Annotated in this window: 20 protein-coding genes; 3 read left to right on the plus strand and 17 right to left on the minus strand. The window is 70.6% G+C overall.

The annotated features are described in order from the left end of the window. Window positions 1–96: 96 nt before the first annotated feature. From ACYQ77_RS34375 to dacB, 10 genes are all read right to left on the minus strand, one after another. The gene (locus ACYQ77_RS34375; RefSeq protein WP_459719000.1) at window positions 97–840 is read right to left on the minus strand and encodes an ESX secretion-associated protein EspG; all 744 of its coding nucleotides are present in this window, start codon (window positions 838–840) and stop codon (window positions 97–99) included. 1 nt (window position 841) lies between these two features. Beyond that, entirely contained in the window at window positions 842–2,185 is a 1,344-nt protein-coding gene (locus ACYQ77_RS34380; RefSeq protein ID WP_459719003.1) for a hypothetical protein, read from the minus strand. A 13-nt stretch (window positions 2,186–2,198) separates the two neighbouring features. Next, window positions 2,199–2,831 (minus strand): DUF3558 domain-containing protein, encoded by a 633-nt coding sequence (locus tag ACYQ77_RS34385; protein WP_459719006.1) that lies wholly within the window; start codon window positions 2,829–2,831, stop codon window positions 2,199–2,201. Next, window positions 2,768–3,130 carry a hypothetical protein gene (locus ACYQ77_RS34390; RefSeq protein WP_459719009.1) on the minus strand — a complete coding sequence of 121 codons (363 nt, stop codon included), beginning with the start codon at window positions 3,128–3,130 and terminating at the stop codon, window positions 2,768–2,770. Before ACYQ77_RS34390 ends, ACYQ77_RS34385 begins: the two co-directional genes overlap by 64 nt. A gap of 151 nt (window positions 3,131–3,281) precedes the next feature. Next, a complete protein-coding gene (locus ACYQ77_RS34395; RefSeq protein ID WP_459719011.1) occupies window positions 3,282–3,824 on the minus strand; it encodes a DUF3558 domain-containing protein in 543 nt (180 codons plus the stop codon). Between the two features lie 77 nt (window positions 3,825–3,901). After that, window positions 3,902–4,630, minus strand: coding sequence for an ESX secretion-associated protein EspG (locus ACYQ77_RS34400; RefSeq protein WP_459719014.1), 729 nt, complete (start codon window positions 4,628–4,630; stop codon window positions 3,902–3,904). Further along, window positions 4,627–5,181: a hypoxanthine phosphoribosyltransferase gene (gene hpt, locus ACYQ77_RS34405; RefSeq protein WP_459719016.1), complete on the minus strand. Its 555-nt coding sequence runs from the start codon at window positions 5,179–5,181 to the stop codon at window positions 4,627–4,629. Before hpt ends, ACYQ77_RS34400 begins: the two co-directional genes overlap by 4 nt. Further along, the gene (tilS, locus tag ACYQ77_RS34410; RefSeq protein WP_459719019.1) at window positions 5,151–6,149 is read right to left on the minus strand and encodes a tRNA lysidine(34) synthetase TilS; all 999 of its coding nucleotides are present in this window, start codon (window positions 6,147–6,149) and stop codon (window positions 5,151–5,153) included. The genes hpt and tilS overlap by 31 nt, the downstream gene beginning before the upstream one ends. Beyond that, complete coding sequence (locus ACYQ77_RS34415) at window positions 6,146–7,228, minus strand: zinc-dependent metalloprotease (protein WP_459719022.1); 1,083 nt, start codon at window positions 7,226–7,228, stop codon at window positions 6,146–6,148. Before ACYQ77_RS34415 ends, tilS begins: the two co-directional genes overlap by 4 nt. Before the next feature lie 47 nt (window positions 7,229–7,275). Next, entirely contained in the window at window positions 7,276–9,804 is a 2,529-nt protein-coding gene (dacB, locus tag ACYQ77_RS34420) for a D-alanyl-D-alanine carboxypeptidase/D-alanyl-D-alanine endopeptidase (protein ID WP_459719025.1), read from the minus strand. Between the two features lie 79 nt (window positions 9,805–9,883). On the opposite strand from dacB, the gene ACYQ77_RS34425 reads away from it, so the two are divergent. Next, window positions 9,884–10,387 carry an inorganic diphosphatase gene (locus ACYQ77_RS34425; RefSeq protein ID WP_459719027.1) on the plus strand — a complete coding sequence of 168 codons (504 nt, stop codon included), beginning with the start codon at window positions 9,884–9,886 and terminating at the stop codon, window positions 10,385–10,387. Here ACYQ77_RS34425 and ACYQ77_RS34430 read toward each other — a convergent pair. The 3 genes from ACYQ77_RS34430 to ACYQ77_RS34440 all read right to left on the minus strand — a co-directional run bounded on the left by ACYQ77_RS34430 (window position 10,384) and on the right by ACYQ77_RS34440 (window position 13,331). Then, complete coding sequence (locus ACYQ77_RS34430) at window positions 10,384–10,857, minus strand: SMI1/KNR4 family protein (protein ID WP_459719029.1); 474 nt, start codon at window positions 10,855–10,857, stop codon at window positions 10,384–10,386. The genes ACYQ77_RS34425 and ACYQ77_RS34430 overlap by 4 nt on opposite strands. 344 nt (window positions 10,858–11,201) lie before the next feature. After that, window positions 11,202–12,800 (minus strand): MDR family MFS transporter, encoded by a 1,599-nt coding sequence (locus tag ACYQ77_RS34435; RefSeq protein ID WP_459719032.1) that lies wholly within the window; start codon window positions 12,798–12,800, stop codon window positions 11,202–11,204. Further along, a complete protein-coding gene (locus ACYQ77_RS34440) occupies window positions 12,801–13,331 on the minus strand; it encodes a MarR family winged helix-turn-helix transcriptional regulator (protein WP_459719035.1) in 531 nt (176 codons plus the stop codon). Window positions 13,332–13,574: 243 nt separating this feature from the next. Here ACYQ77_RS34440 and ACYQ77_RS34445 point away from each other — a divergent pair, with 243 nt between their 5' ends. Then, window positions 13,575–15,137 (plus strand): glycoside hydrolase family 10 protein, encoded by a 1,563-nt coding sequence (locus ACYQ77_RS34445; protein WP_459719038.1) that lies wholly within the window; start codon window positions 13,575–13,577, stop codon window positions 15,135–15,137. A gap of 52 nt (window positions 15,138–15,189) precedes the next feature. Here the strand turns inward: ACYQ77_RS34445 and ACYQ77_RS34450 are convergent, their stop codons facing one another. The 4 genes from ACYQ77_RS34450 to ACYQ77_RS34465 all read right to left on the minus strand — a co-directional run bounded on the left by ACYQ77_RS34450 (window position 15,190) and on the right by ACYQ77_RS34465 (window position 18,309). Next, on the minus strand, window positions 15,190–16,452 hold the full coding sequence (locus ACYQ77_RS34450) for a serine hydroxymethyltransferase (RefSeq protein WP_459719041.1): 1,263 nt from the start codon (window positions 16,450–16,452) through the stop codon (window positions 15,190–15,192). Between the two features lie 34 nt (window positions 16,453–16,486). Continuing rightward, window positions 16,487–16,927: an HIT family protein gene (locus ACYQ77_RS34455; protein ID WP_459719043.1), complete on the minus strand. Its 441-nt coding sequence runs from the start codon at window positions 16,925–16,927 to the stop codon at window positions 16,487–16,489. Window positions 16,928–17,506: 579 nt separating this feature from the next. Further along, on the minus strand, window positions 17,507–17,887 hold the full coding sequence (locus ACYQ77_RS34460; protein WP_459719046.1) for a CGNR zinc finger domain-containing protein: 381 nt from the start codon (window positions 17,885–17,887) through the stop codon (window positions 17,507–17,509). After that, window positions 17,884–18,309: an uL11 family ribosomal protein gene (locus tag ACYQ77_RS34465; RefSeq protein ID WP_459719048.1), complete on the minus strand. Its 426-nt coding sequence runs from the start codon at window positions 18,307–18,309 to the stop codon at window positions 17,884–17,886. Before ACYQ77_RS34465 ends, ACYQ77_RS34460 begins: the two co-directional genes overlap by 4 nt. Before the next feature lie 76 nt (window positions 18,310–18,385). Here ACYQ77_RS34465 and ACYQ77_RS34470 point away from each other — a divergent pair, with 76 nt between their 5' ends. After that, window positions 18,386–19,153 carry a class I SAM-dependent methyltransferase gene (locus tag ACYQ77_RS34470; RefSeq protein WP_459719051.1) on the plus strand — a complete coding sequence of 256 codons (768 nt, stop codon included), beginning with the start codon at window positions 18,386–18,388 and terminating at the stop codon, window positions 19,151–19,153. Window positions 19,154–19,192 lie beyond the last annotated feature (39 nt).

Consider the following 19,192-nt stretch of genomic DNA (forward strand, 5'->3'; position numbering starts at 1 on the left):
CCATGGGCAGGCACCCACCTCGCGAAGTGCGGGAGAGGTGCCTACCCAGGTTCAACGGTGCTGGGGCCGAATCGGTTCCCGAGATGAAAGCGCTGGTCAGGCCGTGACGGACGCCACCATCTCGCCGATGCGGTGCCGCAGCGCCGCCGCGTCCGCGGGCGCGATCGTCACCCAGTCGTTCTTCGTCTGCGTCAGGTAGCGGCCCGACTCGTTGTCGAACCACGACAGCACCGGGCTGCGGCGGCGGCCACGCATGTCGCTGCGGCTGTTCGCGGCGATCTGCCCGCCCCGCCGGTTCGGCATGGCCGTCAGCCGCGCCAGCGCCTTGCGGGTCTCCTGGTCGCTCGCCCGGCCCGCGGGCGCGTTCCGCGCGCCAGCCACCGCCAGCTCGTTCGACGGCAGCGAGATCGAGGTCTCGGAGCCGCGCGGCGCGGGCGGCAGCATGCCCACGATCGCCGACACCAGCCCGTCGCGCGGGATCGACCGCAGCCGCAGCCCGTCCTTCTGCTGCACCGCCAGCACGGCGGAGCCACGGCCGCTCGCGGCGATCGCGGACACCGCGGGCGCGCCCGCGTCCGGCAGGAACACGGAGTCGACGCTCAGCTCCGGGTTCGCCAGGGCCAGCAACCAGTCCTCCAGCTGCGGTTCCAGCCTGCCGGACCGGTCGAGCAGCTGCCCGGCGACCAGTTCCTCCCGGATCCGCCTGCGCAGCGCGGCGCGACCGTCCATCGTCGCGCCGTGCGACTCGATCTCCAGGGGGTAGGGCGGTTCACCCGCGTCGAGCGCCTCCCACAGGAAGTCGAGTGCGATGGGGCTGATCAGCCGTTCCTGCTGCCGCACGTCACTCGTCGTCCCCGCCGATGACCGCCGGCGCGGTCAGCTGGTCGTTGCCGAAGGTGCTCTCCGGGTCGCCCTCGACGAGGTACGCGGGACGGTCGTGCTCCTCGTCCTCCTCGCGTTCGCCCTTGCCGCGCGGCGCGCCTGCCATGCCGCCACCCGGGCCGCCGCGGCCACCGGCCGTCATGCCACTGGGGCCCACACCCCTCGGCCCGGCCGCGTTCGCGTTGCCCGCGCCGGGGCCGCCTGCCCCACCCGCGCCACCCGCACCGCCGAAGCTCCCGAAGCCGGCGCCGAACCCACCGGCGCCCGCGCCAGGCGCGCCCGTCGACGGGCCACCCGGCACACCACCCGGCCCGAAGGACGTCGGTGACGGCGTCGTGGGGGCGGGGTTGTAGCCGGACGCGCCGGTGCCGATGCCGCCCGGCACCGGCGCGTAGCCGGACTGGTCGGTCGAGCCGTCGTTGTCGAAGAAGCCCCCGTCGGCGCCTGGCGCGAGGCCACCCGTGTGCGCGCCGGTCGGGGCGCCCGTGGTCGTGTCGCCGCGGCTGTACAGGGAGGGGTCGTTCGTGCCCGGGATCGAGACGGAGCCGCCGGAGAAGCCGCCCCCGCGACCACCACCGCCGCCGATCCGCTCCTTGGGCGGCACGAAGGAGGGCGTCTGCTGGTCGACGGCGACCAGGGACTGCGTGTAGGCGTTCAGGTAGGAGATCTGCTCCCGCTTCACCGCGTCGGCAGCGTCTTTCTGGGCCTTCATGTCCGCCTGCATGGCAGCCGGCCCGCCGGCGATCATCGCGTTGAGCGACTGCTGGCTGTCGAACTCCTTCGGCGGCGGCAGCTTGCGCACCTCCGAGGCTGCGGCCGACTGCTGCGACATCTGGACACCCATGAGCTGCGCGGTCTGCCCCGCGACCCCAGCCGCCTGCGCCAGCGGCGACAGCGCCGACTTCGCTGAGTCGGCCGCGACGCCGGTCCAGGCACCGTCGAGCGCGTTCACGGCTTCGAAGAGGGCGTTGGCCGCCTCGGCGAGGGCGTTGCCCCCGTCGTTGAAGGCGCGGCCCAGGTTGTCGGCGGTGGTCGGGTCGTTCTGCAGGGTGGCGGCGTCGTGCAGGGCCTTGCTGCTGTAGCCGTCCCAGTTGGGGGTGTCCCCGATCGCGCGGTCGTCCCCCATCCGCACCTCGGGCGCCAGCTCCGCGGTCCGGCTCGCGTTGATCGACTGCTGGATCTCCTGCGTCGTCGACCGGTCCTCGTCGGGCATGTGGTTCATCACCCGGCGGACGTCGCGTGCCTGGTCAGCCGAGTACTGATGCGTGTCGTAATGCGGCTGCTGCTGGTTGTTCGGTGCCATTCCAGGCTCCCCCTTACTGGTCCTTCACCCGCGGGATGACCAGGTTCGCGAGTTCGTTCGCCACCTGGCATGGGTCGTACTTGCCCTCGCCGGACGACCGCGTCCGCGCACTGGAGGTGAACATCTTCCCGCTCGGCAGGTCGACCATCACCTGACAGATCACCACAGGGTCGGTGTTCAAAGACTGGACGGCCGGGAGTCCGTCGATCTTGGTCGGTGTGTTCGTGATGCTCGGACCGGTGGGTGCCTGCGCCGTCGACGTCCCGTCCTGGAAGCCGACGACCAGGCCGGTCTGGTCCGCCCAGGTGCAGATCTCATGCCCATCGTTGATTGCGTTCCCCTTCTCACCCTCGGGCGAGCCCCCGAGGGCCTGTGCCTCCTCGGGCGAGAGGAGTTCGCACAGACGCGCCAGCGAGTAATCGGGCTGTTCCTGCTCGGACGTGGTTTCCGACGTCGGCACCTCGGAAGATGGGGACTTCTCCGTGGTGGGAGCTGGTTGCCCTCCAGTCGCAGTGCTGCAGCCGGCCAGGACTAGAAGCGTGGCGAGGCCAGCCACCACGCTGAACTTCGACGCAGAACGCACTAGTGAGTCCTGTTGTAGGTGGCAGCCTGGAATTCCTCGTTGTCCACGTAGTTGTCGATGCACTGCTTCAGCGCGATCTCGGCCTTCTCAGTCTGTTCCGCGAGGATCTTCAGCGCGGCCACGAAGGAGTCAGCGCCGTTGTACCTGCCCATCGACTTCTTGGACATGGCCTGTCCAACCGGGTTGCTCCCCAACTGGACGTCCACGTTGCCGTGGTTCGCCTGGAGCAGGTCGCCAAGCTGGTCCTTGACCTTGCCGAGCTTCGCCAGTGCGTCGGCTGCGGCTTCTGCTTCGATGGAGACTTGGCCGCTCGCCGCGGCGCTGCTGAAGGCGCTGACCGCGCCGCCGATTGCCTCGTACACCTTGCGCTCCCCTGGTTGCTCGGCGCGCGCACCCCTCCCGCGCGGCGCCTGACCGCTGTTGAGGTTAACGCACGCGGATCACACACGGGGACGCAATCAGCACAAAGGGCCACCCGCTACCTGCGACGGGCACTCACCGTGACGGCGTCGACTACCGGTCTCTCACCCTCGGAATGATCAGGTTCGCCAGGTCGGTCGCGACCTCGCACGGGTCGTACTTGCCCTCGCCTGCCGACAGGACCGTCGCGCCGGTGGCGACCATCCTTCCGCTTGGCAGGTCGACCAACATTTCGCAGATCACCACCGGATCCGTGGTCAGTGCCAGCATCGCGGGCAGGCCGTCGACGGTCGTCGATGTGTTCTCGATGTCCGGGCTGGTGTCTGCCTCCGCGGTCGAGGTGCCGGTCTGGAAGCCGATGATCAGGCTCGTTTCGTCGGCCCACTCGCAGATGTCGTGGCCGTCGCTGAGGGCGTGGCCCTCTTCGCCCTCCGCGGAGCCGCCGAACTGCTGGGCCTCCTCGGGCGAGAGCAGCTCGCACAACCTCGCGAGGGAGTAGTCGGGCGCCTCCTGCGTCACCGCTTCCGACGACTGCGACTCACCCGGCACTGGCGTGGGCTTGCCGACCGTCGCGCTGTTGCACGCGGCGACGGCGAGAATCACTGCGGCGGCGACAGCGCTGCCCGCCGCCTTCATGCCACGCACCACTACCGATCTTCCCCCTGGCATGTGTCGAGGTTAACCGGAGGCGGTCACGTTGCGCGACGGAACCCTCACCGGGTGGTGGTGAGCTTGGTCAGTAGTTCTCCCAGGTGGTGGCGCAGGGTTGCCGGGTCGGCTGGGGCGATGGTCACCCACTCGGTGCCGTCCTGGCCTTTTCTCTTGTAGGTCAGGTAGCGGCCCGATGGGGTGTCGAACCACGAGACGACTTGGGAGCGCTTGCGGGTGCCCATCGGCGTTCTGGTGTTGACGGCCAACTGGCCCGCGCGCAGTTTGGGCTGGTCGGACAGTGCCTTCAGCACCTGGCGGTCGACCGGTGTGCCGCCTGCCGGCCGGCCATCGGCCATGGCGTTGAGGTCGGCGGCCGGGATGGTGATCGACTTTTCCGCGCCTCGGGCGCAGGGCGGCAGTAGGGCCACCACGGACGACACGACCGACGTCGGGTCGATCTTGGTCAGGGTCAGGCCCTCGTCTGTCTGGGTGGCCAGCAGCGCTCGGTGGCCGTCGCCTGCTGCGAGGGCCGTCCTTCCTTCCAACACGGCGTCCACGCTGTGGGTGCCGCGGGCCAGCAGTGTCAGCCAGTCCTCGATCTCCGGGGACAGGCGGCCCTGCTGGTCCATCAGCCGCTGGTCGCGCAGTGCCTCGAACGTTCGGTGCCGCAGCGAGCTCCGCTGGTCTACGGTCTCGCCGTGGGACCTGGCTGCCAGTGGGTACGGCAGCTCGCCGGCGTCCAGGGACTCCCACAGGAAGTCCAGGGCCACCGGCGTGAGGAACCGCGTCACGACGAATAGACCTTGGGGTCCAGCGTGCCGATGTACGGGAGGTCCCGGTACCGCTCGGCGTAGTCCAGGCCGTAGCCGACCACGAACTCGTTCGGGATCTCGAAGCCCACGTACTTCACCGGGACCTCGACCTTCACCGCGTCCGGTTTGCGCAGCAGGGTGCAGACCTCCAGCGACGCCGGGTTGCGGGACGCCAGGTTCTTCAGCAGCCAGCTCAGGGTGAGGCCCGAGTCGATGATGTCCTCGACGATCAGCACGTGCCGGTTCGCGATGTCGCGGTCGAGGTCCTTGAGGATGCGGACCACGCCCGACGACGACGTCGACGACCCGTAGGAGCTGACCGCCATGAACTCCATCTGCACCGGCACCGGCAGCGCGCGGGCGAAGTCGGTCATGAACATGACCGCGCCCTTGAGCACGCCGACCAACAGCAGGTCGGAGCGGTCACCGCGCTCCGGGTAGTCGTCGGCCACCTGCTTCGCGAGTTCTTTGATCTTGTCCTGGATCTGCTGCTCGGTGATCAAGACGGAGGCGATGTCGTCGCCGTACACCCGGTCCCCTCTCCTGGCTCCCACGCGGTTACCCGAAGCCTGCCACGGGCCCGGCTCACCGCAAAGTTGCCCGGCAACCAAACAGCGCCCTGACCCCGCCACGCACCGATCAGCGCGTCCGCCGACCGCAGGTGCGCGTCGCTGAGCTCGCGCACGCCCGCGTCGAGGAGCCACCGGCGCAGCACCCTGCGCCGCAGCGCCGCCGGTTCCGCCGCCAGCACCGGCACCGCCAGCTCCCCATCGGTGCGCGCCGACTCCAGGAGCCGGGCCGCCAGTGTGTCCAAGGCCTCAGTGTCGTCACGCAGCTGCGCCGCGGTCCGTGCCAGCGCGGGCGCCACCCCACCCTGGAGCACGTCCTCCAGCAGCGGCAGCACCTCCCTCCTCAGCCGGACCCTCGTGTAGGCCGGATCGACGTTGTGGGGGTCCTCCCACACGGTCAGACCCAGCTCCGCGCACGCCGTCACAGTGGTAGCACGGGGCACCGACAAAAACGGGCGTCCCCACGGGAGGTCGAGGTCGCGCATGCCCGCGATCGAGCGCGGGCCGGAGCCGCGACCCAGGCCCAGCAGGACCGTCTCGGCCTGGTCGTCCTGCGTGTGTCCCAGCAGCACCAACGGAAAACCCGCCGACCGCAGCGCCCGGTACCTGGCCGACCGCGCTGCCGCCTCCGGGCCGCCGCGGCCGGTCACCGACACCGTCAGGACCCGGACGTCCTCGATCCCCAGGCCGTGCAACTGTTTCGCCGCGGCCGCCGCGACCTCCGCGGAACCGGCCTGCAGCTGGTGGTCGACGACCAACCCGTGGACGGTCAGGTCACGCCGGGACGCCACGTGGGACGTGGCGGCGGCCAGCGCCAGCGAGTCCGCGCCGCCCGAGACCGCCACGGCGACGTCGGGCACCGGGCCCGCCTTGTCGAGCAGCTGCCGCACCGCCTGCCGCGTGCGCGCGACCGGCTCGAAGCGGTTCACCGCCCGTGGACGCGCCGCACCCACGCCGCCGGGTCGGCGATCTCCGACCGCAGCGGCACCGTCTCCGGCGACTCCCACACCCGGTTGAAGCCGGTCATGCCGACCTCGTCCACGACGTACCTGGTGAACGCGGCGCCCGCCGCGTACTGCTTGACCTTCGCGTCCACGCCGAGCAGCGAGCGCAGCAGCCGGTCGAGCACGCCGCCACCGCGGCGCCGCTGCGTGAACCGGGCCCGGATCGTCGCCACGCTCGGCACCACGGACGGCCCGACGGCGTCCATGACGTGGTCGGCGTGGCCCTCCAGCAGCGTCGACAACGCGATCAGCCGGTCGAACACCTCGCGCTGCTGGGGCGTCTGCAGGATCTCCATCAGGCCGACCGGCCCGGGGCTGGTGGACTCGGAGTCGTCGGCGCGGCGGCGGATCTGCTTGATGATCTCCGGCAGCCGCGTGAACGCGCCGGTCGCCGTCTCGTCCAGTCCGGACAGGAACTTCGCGACCTCGCCGGAGAAGTACTCGCGCAGCCACGGCACGGCCGTGAACTGCAGCCGGTGCGTGCACTCGTGCAGGCACACCCACATCTGGAAGTCCTCGGCGGGCACGTCCAGCGCGCGCTGCGCGGCCATGATGTTCGGCGCCACGAGCAGCAGCCTGCCGCCCTGCGGGTCACCGCCGAACGGGTCGTACTGACCGAGCACGCGACCGCCCAGGAACGCCAGCACCATGCCCGCCTGCACACCGGCGCTGCCCGCGAGAACACCGCCCATGGGCCGGTTCTGCCCGGTCGGCAGGGCGCCCTCGGTCAACGACGCCAGTCCTTCGGCGGCGGCCTCGACCCAACGGCGCCGGTCGACGACGTCACCGGGGTGCAGCGGCAGGTCCAGCCCGAGGCCGGTCAGCTCGCGGACGTGCGTCTCGGCGGCGTCGGTGGCGCCGCGCAGCTGCGCGACGGACCGCTCCGCCTCCTCCATCGGCACGGAAGGACCGGGTTTGATCAGCTTCTGTGCGGTGGCCACGGCGATGCCCCAGTCCACCGGGGACCGGGTCCCGTTCTGCTGGTCAGCGGCCGCAGCGCTCATGCCTTCGACGCTACCTGACGCGACATGAAACGTCCGTGTCGACGGCACTACTGACAGCCACAGCCCCGCAACGCGGCGGTCACCGCGTCCAGCGCGGGACGGGCGGACGTGGCCACCGACCCGCTCGTCAGGAACGCGAACACCAGCGGCTTGTTGTCCTTGTCGAGCACGATGCCAGCGAGCGAGTTGATCCCGGTCAGCGAACCGGTCTTGGCCCGCACCCAGCCCTTGCCCGCGACGGCGTCGGCGCCGGTGTACCGGTCGGCCAGGGTGCCGCTGCCGCCCGCGACGGGCAGGCCGCCGAGCAGCGGGCGCAGCTTGGCGGTGCGCGGGTCCTTGCCGTCCGGGGCGGCCGCGACCGCGAGGACGTCGGCGAGCAGCCGCGCGGTCATCTTGTTCTCCTCGGACATGCCGCTGCCGTCGCGCAGCACCACGCCGTCGACGGTGAACCCGTTCTCGCGCAGGACGTCCAGCATGGCCTTGCTGGCGCCGTCGAAGTTCGGTTCCTCGCCCGCCTTGACCGCGACCTCGTGGGCGAGGACGTCGCCCAGGGTGTTCTCCGAGCGGTTCAGCATGTTGTCCACGAGCTGGGTGATCGGCGCCGACTTGATCTCACCGAGCACCTTCGCGTTCTCCGGTGCCTTCTTCTCGATGTCAGCGGCCGGGGCCGCGCCGATGCGCTCGGCGAACGCCTCGACCAGCGTGCGGCCGGGGTCGGTGGTGCGCGGCGAGTAGTTCTCCGCCGGGTCGGTCTGCCGGTCGCCGTCGAGCATGGCGGGCACGATCGGCGCGATGAAGCCGAGGCCGATGTCGGCGGGCAGCCAGCTCGGGGCCAGCGCGGGCGCGGAGTAGCGGCTCTGGTCGATGTAGACGGTCTGGACCTGGGTGCCGCTGGCCTTGACCTGGTCCACGAGCTCGGCGAGGTGCGGGGCGCCCGGGTAGATCGACTCCTTGCCCACCTCGAGGGAGGAGATCGTCGGGTCGCCGCCGCCGACGATGATCACCTCGCCGGGCCGGTCGCCCTCGACGACCTTCGTGACCAGCTGTTCCGTGGGGTCGAGGCTGAGCAGCGCGGCCGCCGCGGTGAGGATCTTGCCGGTGGACGCGGGCGTGATCGCGCCGTCGGCGTTCTTCTCGTACAGCGTCTCGCCGGTCGCCGGGTCGATGACGACACCGTTGACGTTGCCGAGCGCCGGATCGGACATCGGGCCTGCCAGGGCCTGCTCGATGCCCTGCCGGGTGGGCGCGGGCGCGGCGGCGTCCGGACCGTGCAGCGACGGCGTGTAGGTGACCGGCCCGGGCGGCGGGTCGATGGCGACGGGGTCCTCGCCGGTGATGCCGAGCTTGTCGGACAGTCCTGGCACACCGAAGACGACCCCGGCCGCGATCGCGACGACGGCCACGAGCGAGATGGCCGCGATGAGCAGCGGTTTCCTGGACTTCTTCTTCGTCTCCGGCTCGTCCGGTTCCGGTTCCGGGCCGACGCGCTGGGGCGCGGCGCGGGGCGGCTCCGGCGGTGGCCACTCGTCCTTGCGGTCCGGCGGCGTCAGGTTGACGGTCGCGCTGTCGGTGCCGCGGGTGGCGGCGGCCGCCGGGTTGTCCCGGCGCAGGAACGCGGCAGGGTTCTCGGGCCGGGAGAACACGGGCGCACCGGTGGCGTCGCGGGGGATGAAGCTCGTCGCCTCTTCCCGGGGCGTGCTCGGGCGCGCGAAGTTCGGGGGACGGGACGCGCTGGGCTTGCTGTCCGGGCGCAAGAAGCTCGTGGGGACGTTCTCTTGCCTCGCAGCCGGCGGGCGGGCGTTCTCCGGGCCGCGTTTCGGCTGGACGGGCCGCATGAAGCTGGTCGGCGCGTCTTCTGGCCGGGGTTCGCTGTCCGCGTCGCCGGGCCACAGCGCCGCCGGGCGCGTGCCGGGCCGCGTCGTGCTCTCGGCGGGCGGGTCCTCCTTGTGGGGCTCAGCGCGGAAGAGCGAACCGGGTGCGGTGTCCTTGTCCTGATCGGCCGAGGACGGGTCCTCCTCGTTCTCGGCCGCGGGCTCTTTCTCCTTCGCGGACGCGACCTCCTGCTCCGGGGCGGGTGCGGCGTCGTCTCGCGTCTCGGCGGGCTGCTCCGGTGCGTCCTCGGCCGTCTCCGGTTCGGGGTCGTCGTCGCCCGGGGGTGCGACCGGGTGCATGAAAGCCGTTTTGGCGTCTTCTTGGCCGGTCGGTTCGGGCCGTTCCGGCTTGGTGAAGCTCGTCGCCGTGCTCTGCTGGTTCTTCTCCGTGCCGCTCTCCGCGGACGGCCACGCCGGGGATCTGCCGGCCCCGGTCTGTCTTTCCAGGTCCGCGATCGGCCACGACATCGGCCGGGTGATCTGCTGCTCCGGTTTCGCGTGCGGTTCGTCACCCTCCGCCTCGGCCGGAGTCGACTCGCCGTCCTTGCCCGCGTCGGTTTCCCCGGCCTCGTCCGACGGCGTTTCCTCAGCCTGTTTCTGCTGGTCAGGGACGGGCAACTGGTGCGTTTCGGCGTCCTTGGGCACCGGCGACCGCGAGTCGTCGTCGGTCGTCGGCCAGAGGTCCCCATCCCCGGACTGCGGCACGTGCCCTCCCCAATCGGTAACCAGCAGTGGTCCACACTAGATGGCACCCCGACACGAGCCGATTTGAGCGAGGAAAACAGTGGAGTTCGACGTCACGATCGAAATCCCCAAAGGCGTGCGCAACAAGTACGAACTGGATCACGAGACCGGCCGGATCCGCCTGGACAGGACCCTGTTCACGGCGACCCAGTACCCGGCCGACTACGGCTTCGTGGAGAACACCCTCGGCGAGGACGGCGACCCGCTCGACGCGCTGGTGCTCGTCCAGGAACCGACGTTCCCGGGCTGCCTGATCAAGGCCAGGGCCATCGGCATGTTCCGCATGACCGACGAGAAGGGCGGCGACGACAAGGTCCTGTGCGTGCCCGCCGAGGACCCGCGCACCGAGCACCTGCGCGACATCCACCACCTCGCCGAGTACCACCGGCTGGAGATCCAGCACTTCTTCGAGGTCTACAAGGACCTGGAGCCGGGCAAGAGCGTCGAGGGCGCCACCTGGGTGGGCCGCGACGAGGCGGAGAAGGAGATCGCCCGCTCCTACGAGCGGCTGCGCGAGGCGGGCGGGGTCTACCCGCACCACTAGTGCCAGTCGAGCTCGCCGTCGACGACCACGGGACGGTCGTCATCGCCGCCCCGCAGCGCGTCGGCGGTGTGCTCGAGCAGTGCGGTGAAGTCGGCGGGGCCCGTGAACGCGACGTCGCCCGCCTCGTAGTGGTAGCCGAGCCGGTCGCCGTCGAGGAACAGCAGGTCCCCGCCGTGGTCGGTCGCGACGGGGAGGTACCGGCCGTGCCACCACGACCCGACGTTGCCGTCGATACCGACGGACTCCAGCACCTCGCACATCATCACCGCCTCGTCGGCGATCCGGGCCGCGGACATCGGGTGCATGCGCGGCGGGAAGCCGAACGCCTGCTCGGGGTCCGCGCCGTCGTGCCTGCGCAGTGACGCGGCCAGCGCGGCCGGGAACCGCACCCCGGCCGTCCGCTGGGCCTGCTCGATGACCTCGTCAGCGTTCCTGGTTTGCCGCAGGTCGAGCATGTCCACCGCGTACACCGGACGTCCCAGACCGCCACAAACACCGGACCAGCCAGCTAATCGAGCGAACGCCACATCGCACGCCTCAACGCCCGGCTCCTGTCCGACCTGAACGACCGGCTCCCGGCCGTGGCCGGACCTGCGCCTGGCCGCGCGCGGAAAGCCGGGGTGACGCGGCGCGACCGGGACGGGGTGCTGGACTGGTTCGCCGCAGGTCGAGCAGGTCATCCGCGGGTACGGGATGCCCCAGCCGGAGGTTCTGCGCGGGCAGGAGGGACGAGGACCGCCACAAGCACCGGGCCGTGCGGCAAAAGGCAGGCCCCGCGCACCCCCTGGGTGCGCGGGGCCCTCACCTCCCCGGGTCAGTGCGCGATCGCCGGTGCGGCCGCGGCCGCCTCGTCGTCCGCCACGCGCTGGATGCCCGACTTGTCGGACAGCGGGGTCTCCTTCAGGAACCACATGAGCACGAAGGCCACGAGGACCACGATCCCGCCGACCGTGAACACGGTGTCCACACCGGTCGAGAAGGCCTCCAGGATCGGGCGGGCCTGCTCGGGCGGCAGCGTCGCCAGGAACGACGTGTCGTTCAGGTCCACGGTGCCGCTCGCGCCGGGGAAGACCGGCAGGTTCGACAGCGTGACGCTGAACAGGATCGACAGGAACACCGCGGTGCCGACGGTGCCGCCGATGGACCGGAAGAACGTCGCCGACGAGGTCGCGACACCCATGTCCTTGGCGGGCACGTCGTTCTGGATCGCCAGGATCAGGGTCTGCATGCACAGGCCGAGACCCAGGCCGGCCAGGCCCATGATCAGCATCGTGGTCACGAGCGGCGTGTCCACGCCGATCTGCGCGAACAGGAACATCGACACCGACACGATCAGCAGCCCGGCGATCGGGTACCGCTTGTAGCGACCGGTCTTCGAGATCAGGATGCCGGAACCCATCGACGCCACGAGGATGCCCGCGGTCATCGGCAGGCTCTGCAGACCCGACTCGGTCGGCGTCGAGCCCTTCACGATCTGCAGGTACAGCGGCAGCGACATCATCATGCCGAACATGCCGATGCCCATCACGAAGTTGATGACGTTGGTCAGCGAGAACACCGGCCTGCGGAACAACCGCAGCGGCAGCAGCGCCTCGTCGCCCATCCACCGCTCGACGACCACGAACGCGACCAGGCCGATCGCACCGATGCCGTACATCGCCCACGACGCGGCGGAGTTCCAGCCCCACTCGCGGCCCTGCTCGGCCACGATCAGCAGCGGCACCAGCGCCACGGCCAGCGCGGCGGCGCCCCAGTAGTCGACGCGGTGGTTCACCTTGTTGTGCGGGACGTTCAGCACGCGGGCGACCACGAACAGCGCGACGATGCCGACCGGCACGTTCACCAGGAACACCCAGCGCCAGCCGTCGACGCCGAGGATCGAGTCGGCGCCCGCGAAGAAGCCGCCGATCACCGGGCCGAGCACGCTGGACGTGCCCCACACCGCCATGAAGTAGCCCTGGTACCGGCTGCGTTCCCGCGGCGACACGATGTCGGCGAGGATCGCGAGCGCCAGCGACATCAGACCACCGGCGCCGAGACCCTGGACGGCGCGGAACGCGGCCAGCTCGTACATGGAGTTCGCGACCGCGGACAGCACGGAACCGAGCAGGAACAGCGTGATCGCCGTCAGGTACATCGGCTTGCGGCCGAGGATGTCCGACAGCTTGCCGTACAGCGGCGTCGAGATGGTCGACGTGATCAGGTAGGCGGTGGTCACCCACGCCTGGATGGTCTGGCCGTGCAGCTGGTCGGCGATCGTCTTGGTCGCCGAGCCCATGATCGTCATGTCCAGCGCGGCCAGCAGCATGCCGAGCAGCAGCCCGGCGAGGATCGTCATGATCTGGCGGTGCGACAGCGCGCCGCTCCGCTCCCCCTGCACCTCGGGCACACTGCGCGAGGTTGACTCGGACATCTACTTCTCCCCTTCGGAACGCGCGGCGAACGCCACGCATTCGTTGATCATCTTGGGCAGGTGGCGCTCGTGGTCGGCGACGAACCGTTCGAGCAGCTCGAGGAACCTGTCCACGTCCTCGGGCGCCCACTGCTGTACTACGCGAGCGAGCGCGAGCCCTAGCCGCCTGCGCTGCTCTTCCAGGAGTGCCTTCCCTGCCTCGGTGGGGACGAGCACGCTCGCCCTGCCGTCCTCGGGATCGGCCATTCGCTCCACCAGACCGTCCCGCACCATCGCGGCGATCTGCCTGCTGACCGTCGACGGATCCGAGTGGATCGCCGCCGCCAGCGCGCTCGACCTGCTGGGACCCTGGTGCACGAGGGTCTTCAGCAGCATGACCGTCGATCGGTCGACACCGGCCTTGCTCATCCGGTGCCCGAGCGCGGCCTGCTGCTTGCCGATGCCGAAGATCGCGCCGGCGAGCCGTCGGCCCGCTTCGAGCTGCGTCTCGGTCAGCTCGGCCGGCTCGGTGTCGATCCCCGCAGCGACCACGACCCGTCCTCCATTGCTTGCATCACCCAATTAGTTGTTCGATACAAGCATGCACCCAGACTAGCCCCGCAGGCAAACGAATTAGCTGTGACGCCGATCCCATGATACCCGCGCTGACCTGCGCAAACCTCGACAAGCGGACAAGCGGGACGGACCCGGCGGTAAAGATCCGGCGACCGATGAGTACGACTCGTTACCTTCTCACCATTGGCAGGGGTGTGGCGCAGGCGACACACTGCACGAATGCGTCGACTCCTCGGACTGGTCCTCGCCGCCGCCACCGCTCTGTCGCTGGCCGCCGCGGCGCCCGTCGCGACCGCTGCCCCCGTCACCGAATGCGCGCCCGACCCCGCGGCCCCGAAGCAGCAACTGCGGGCCGAGTGGATCGCGAGCGTCACCAACATCGACTGGCCGTCCGCGCGCGGGCTGTCCGCCGACCAGCAGAAGGCGGAGCTGATCCGCTGGTACGACGAGGCCGTCGCGCTGGGCCTCAACGCGGTCGTCGTGCAGGTCCGGCCGACCGCGGACGCGTTCTGGCCGTCACCGTACGAGCCGTGGTCGCACTGGCTCACCGGCACGCAGGGCCAGGACCCCGGCTACGACCCCCTCGCCTTCGCCGTCGAGGAGGCGCACAAGCGCAACCTCGAGTTCCACGGCTGGTTCAACCCGTACCGCGTGTCGATGGGCACCGACGTCAACGCGCTCGTGCCCACGCACCCCGCGCGCGTGCACCCGGAATGGGTGCTGCCCTACGGCGGCAAGCTGTACTACAACCCGGGCATCCCCGAGGTCCGGAAGTTCACCATCGACGCGATCATGGACGCGGTCCGCAGGTACGACATCGACGCGGTCCACTTCGACGACTACTTCTACCCGTACCCGGTCGCGAACCAGGTCTTCGACGACTCTGCGACCTACGCCGAGTACGGCGGCGGGCTCTCGCTCGAGGACTGGCGGCGGCACAACGTCGACCTGCTGATCTCCGAGCTGTCGGCCGAGATCCGGTCGGTCAAGCCGTGGGTGCAGTTCGGCATCAGCCCGTTCGCGATCTGGCGCAACGCCTCGACCGACCCGGCGGGCTCGCCCACGCAGGGCGGCGTGGAGACCTACGACGACCTGTACGCGGACACGGTCAAGTGGGTGCGCGAGGAGTGGATCGACTACATCACGCCGCAGGTGTACTGGAACATCGGCTTCACGGTGGCCGACTACGCGAAGCTCGTGCCGTGGTGGTCGGACATCGTGGCGGGCACGGACGTGAACCTGTACATCGGGCACGCCAACCACAAGGTCGCCAACCCGGCGCAGCCCGCGGCCTGGCAGGTCCCGGAGGAGATGAGCAAGCAGCTCACGTTCAACCGCGACCACCCGGAGGTGGAAGGCGACATCTTCTTCTCCGGCGTGCAGGTGCGCGCGAACCGGTTGCAGCACATGACGATCGTCAAGAACGACCACTACTCCCGGCCCGCGTTCGCGCCGACCGCGGACCGGCTGGTGGCACGCGGTCCGGCCGCCCCGCTGATCGCGGACGCGACGCGGACCTCGGACGGCGTGCGGGTGCGGTGGGTCGCGAACGGGGCGACCTCGTACGGCGTCTACCGGCTCGACGGGCACGACCTCGTGGGCCGCTGCGACCTCGCGGACGCGGCGCACCTGGTGGGTTCGGTCCGGGCGACCAGGGGCGTGCTGCAGTCGTTCACCGACACCACGGTGGTGCCGGGGCAGCGGTACACCTACGTGGTGACGGCGCTGGACCGGTCCCACAACGAGAGCCGGGCCGGCATGCCGCGGTTCACGAAGGCCTGAACGCGATGAAGGGGCCCCTCGGTGCGCCGAGGGGCCCTTTCATCGTGGTGGCTCAGGCCCAGCCCGGCATCGGGTAGCCGGACAGCAGTTCCTTGACCTCGGCGGCGATGGCCGCGATGGCGGCCTCGTCGCCCTCGTTGGCGGCCGTCGCGGTCCGGTCGATCCACTCGGCGATCTGCGGCATCTGGTCGACGCCGAGGCCGCGGGTGGTGATCGCGCCGGTGCCCAGCCGCAGGCCGGACGGGTCGAACGGCTTGCGCGGGTCGAACGGCACGGTGTTGTAGTTCAGTTCGATGCCCGCCCGGTCGAGCGCTTTCGCGAGCGGCTTGCCCGCGGTGCCCTTGGCGGTGACGTCCATCAGGATCAGGTGGTTGTCGGTGCCGCCGGACACGAGGTCGAAGCCGCGGGCCATCAGGGCCTCGGCGAGCGCCTTGGCGTTGGCGACCACACCGGCGGCGTACTCGCGGAACTCCGGCCGCGCGGCCTCGGCGAGCGCGACCGCGATGCCCGCGGTGGTGTGGTTGTGCGGGCCGCCCTGCAGGCCGGGGAAGACGGCCTTGTCGAGCGCCTTGGCGTGCTCGGCGTCGGACATGAGCATCGCGCCACGCGGACCGCGCAGCGTCTTGTGCGTGGTGGTGGAGATGATCTGCGCGTGCCCGACCGGCGAGGGGTGCGCGCCACCGGCGACGAGGCCCGCGATGTGCGCGATGTCGGCGACGAGGACCGCGCCGACCTCCTTCGCGATCTCCGCGAACGCCGGGAAGTCGATGGTGCGCGGGATGGCCGTGCCACCGCAGAAGATCAGCTTGGGCCGCTCGGCGCGGGCGAGGTCCCGCACCTCGTCCATGTCGACCCGGCCGGTGTCCTTGCGCACGCCGTACTGGACGGCGCGGAACCACTTGCCGGTGGCGGACACGGACCAGCCGTGCGTGAGGTGGCCGCCTGCGGGGAGCGCCATGCCCATGACGGTGTCGCCGGGCTCGACCGTCGCGAGGTAGACCGCGAGGTTGGCCGGGGAGCCGGAGTAGGGCTGCACGTTGGCGTGGTCGACGCCGAAGAGGGCCTTGGCGCGCTCGATGGCGAGCGTCTCGACCTGGTCGATGAACTGCTGGCCCTCGTAGTAGCGCTTGCCCGCGTAGCCCTCGGAGTACTTGTTGGTCAGTACCGAGCCGGTCGCCTCGAGCACCGCGGTGGAGACGTAGTTCTCCGAGGCGATGAGGCGCACCTTCTCGAACTGGCGCTGCGCTTCGCCTTCGACGAGCTGGGCGAGTTCGGGATCGGCGGCGGCAAGGTGCGGGATCGCCGGCTGGTGCATGGGTGCCTCCATCGTGTCGGTGCCGGCAACGACACTATCTGCCGCCGCCGGGCACATCGAGCCGCGCCCGTATCTCTCCCACCAGCTGGGTGACCTCGGCGTTCCCACCCAGTGGAGCGTCCGGCCACTCGTCGAGCCGGGGCCACCAGAACTCGCGCGGCGTACCCGGGTACCGCGGGACGAGGTGCAGGTGCAGGTGGTCGACCTGGTGACCGACGATCGACGAGTAGACGTGCTCGGCGTCGAGTGCTTTCGCCGCGTTCACGGCCCACCGCCCGAGGGCGGCGGCCTCGTCGGCGGTGAGGTCGGCGAGGCCCGGGACGTGGCGCCGGGGCTCAACGACCAGGTGGCCGAGGTAGACGGGGGCGCCGCCGTTGCCGGGGGCGTCGGGAAGCACGTGGGTGAGCACGATCAGCTCGTCACCGGCGATGACCCCGTCACCGCTCCGGTGCTTCTCGCAGACGTAACAGGCCACGGACCGACACGGTACCGGCCACAACCGTTGCGCTCACAGGGTTTGCGGCCGAAACAGCGCAATGGGAGAAACCCTGCCGCACCTAGGACGCCGTCCAGCGCCCGAACCCCGCGAAGCGGGCGAAGCCCCATCACCCCGTGAGGGGTGCCTGCCATCCCGTCGACCTGGCGAAGCCCGATCACGCCGGGTCAAGGGGGCCCGAAGCCCAACGCAACCCCGTGCCCAAATCCCCGGGCCCCCTTGACGCGGTGTGATAGCCCGTGGGAGGTCGACGGGATGGCAGGCACACCCCGGACACCAGTCCTTGCCAACCCAGCCCCGTGCCCGACCCCCTGCCATCCCGGAGACCAGCCCGTCCGGCGAGGACCCCCCGGAGGGAAAACCCAGGCAAGACACACCACAAAACCCGGGCACACAAACCGCCACCACGGCGCTGACCTGCGAAAACACCCCACCCAGTACGTACGTGAACCCCCACCCATTCCCGGGGGCCACCCGCCATGCCAGTCTACCGGTACCCACCGACAGGGGGACGGATGTCGATCTTACCTGTGGACAACCAACCCACCTGTGGACAACTCAGGACGCGTGCGGGCGGTGCGCCGTGCACCAGCGCCGGGTGCACCCGTTCGTGCGGTCGACGAACGGCGTACCGCACCGCTCGCAGCACTTGAGCCGCCGCCACCCAGCCACCGCGACGAGCGAGGCCAGCCCGCCCGCCGCGACCACCAGTTCCGTGTCGTGGCGGGCGGCCGCCACGTACACCACCCGCCACTCGCCGCCGACCGCCCGCAACCGGGGTCCGGCGCCGCAGCCGGCGAGGACGTCGTTCAACCGCGCCGCGGCGATGTGCTCATCCGGCAGCGCACGCACCACAGTGGACAGACGCGTGTCCGGCAGCAGCCGCTCGGCGACGGCCAGCGCGGGATCCAGCGCGCGGAACGGGGGCACGACCTTCATTCCACTATGGACACCCCCATCGAGCGGGCCGTGCCCGCGATGGTCCGCATCGCCGCCTCGACGTCCGTGGTGTTCAGGTCGGGCAGCTTCCGCTCCGCGATCGCGCGCAGCTGGTCGCGCGTCAGCGACCCGGCGCCGTTGTGGCCCGGCCTCGGGGATCCCTTGCCGCCCAACGCCTTCTTGATGAGGAACGCGGTGGGCGGCGTCTTCGTGCGCAGCTCGAACGACCGGTCCTCGAAGACCGTGACCACGACCGGCACCACGTCGCCGCGCTGCCCGGACGTGCTCGCGTCGTAGGAACGCTTGACCTCCACCAGGTTCACGCCGGTCTGCCCCAGCATCTTGCCGAGGTCGACCATCGGCGCGTCGCCGGCAGGCAGTTCCAGGGTGACCTGGAACGTCTGTTTCTTCTTCGGTGCCATGCCCAGGACGCTAGGAATTGACGTTACGTGAAACTCAAGTGCGAATTCCCGCACACCGGCGTTACCGTCCTCCGGCATGGACGCCGACATCCTCGAGTACTACGAACGCGGGGGCGAGGACACCCGCCTCGTCGGCTCCGTGGAACTGTTGCGCACCAGGGTCCTGCTGCGCCGCCACCTGCCGCCGCGCGCGGACGTCCTCGACGTCGGCGGCGCTTCCGGCGTCTACGCGACGTGGCTCGCCGAGGAGGGCCACCGCGTCCGGCTCGTCGACCCGGTGCCCCGGCACGTCGCCACCGCACGCGCGAACGGCATCGACGCGGTCGAGGGTGACGCCCGCGGCCTCGCCGAACCCGATGCGAGTCACGACGCCGTCCTGCTCCTCGGCCCGCTCTACCACCTGCTCGACCGGGCGGACCGCGTGCGCGCGCTCGCCGAGGCCGCGCGCGTCAGCCGTGACCTCGTGATCGCCGCCGCGATCAGCCGCTGGTCGCCGATGTTCGAGGGCATGCTGCGCGGATTGGTCGACGTCCCCGGCTTCACCTCGATGCTGCGCGAGGACCTCACCTCCGGCACGCGCCGCGGCACCCAGCACCACCCGTACGGCTTCACGACCTGCTACTTCCACCGCCCCGAGGAGATCGTGAGCGAGGTCGCCGACGCGGGCCTCACGCTCGTCGACCTCCTGCCCGTGGAGGGCATGGCGCACTGGATCCCGGACGTCGCGGACCGGCTGGCGGATCCGGGCAAGCGCGCCGTTCTGCTCGAACTGCTCGAACGCACGGAACGCGAGCCCTCCCTCCTCGGCGCGACGGCACACCTGCTGGCCATCGCCCGGCGGTAACCCGGTTGCCCGCGCGCGACCCGCGGTGGTCCACTACGC

The sequence above is a fragment of the Actinophytocola sp. KF-1 genome (genome assembly GCF_054661535.1).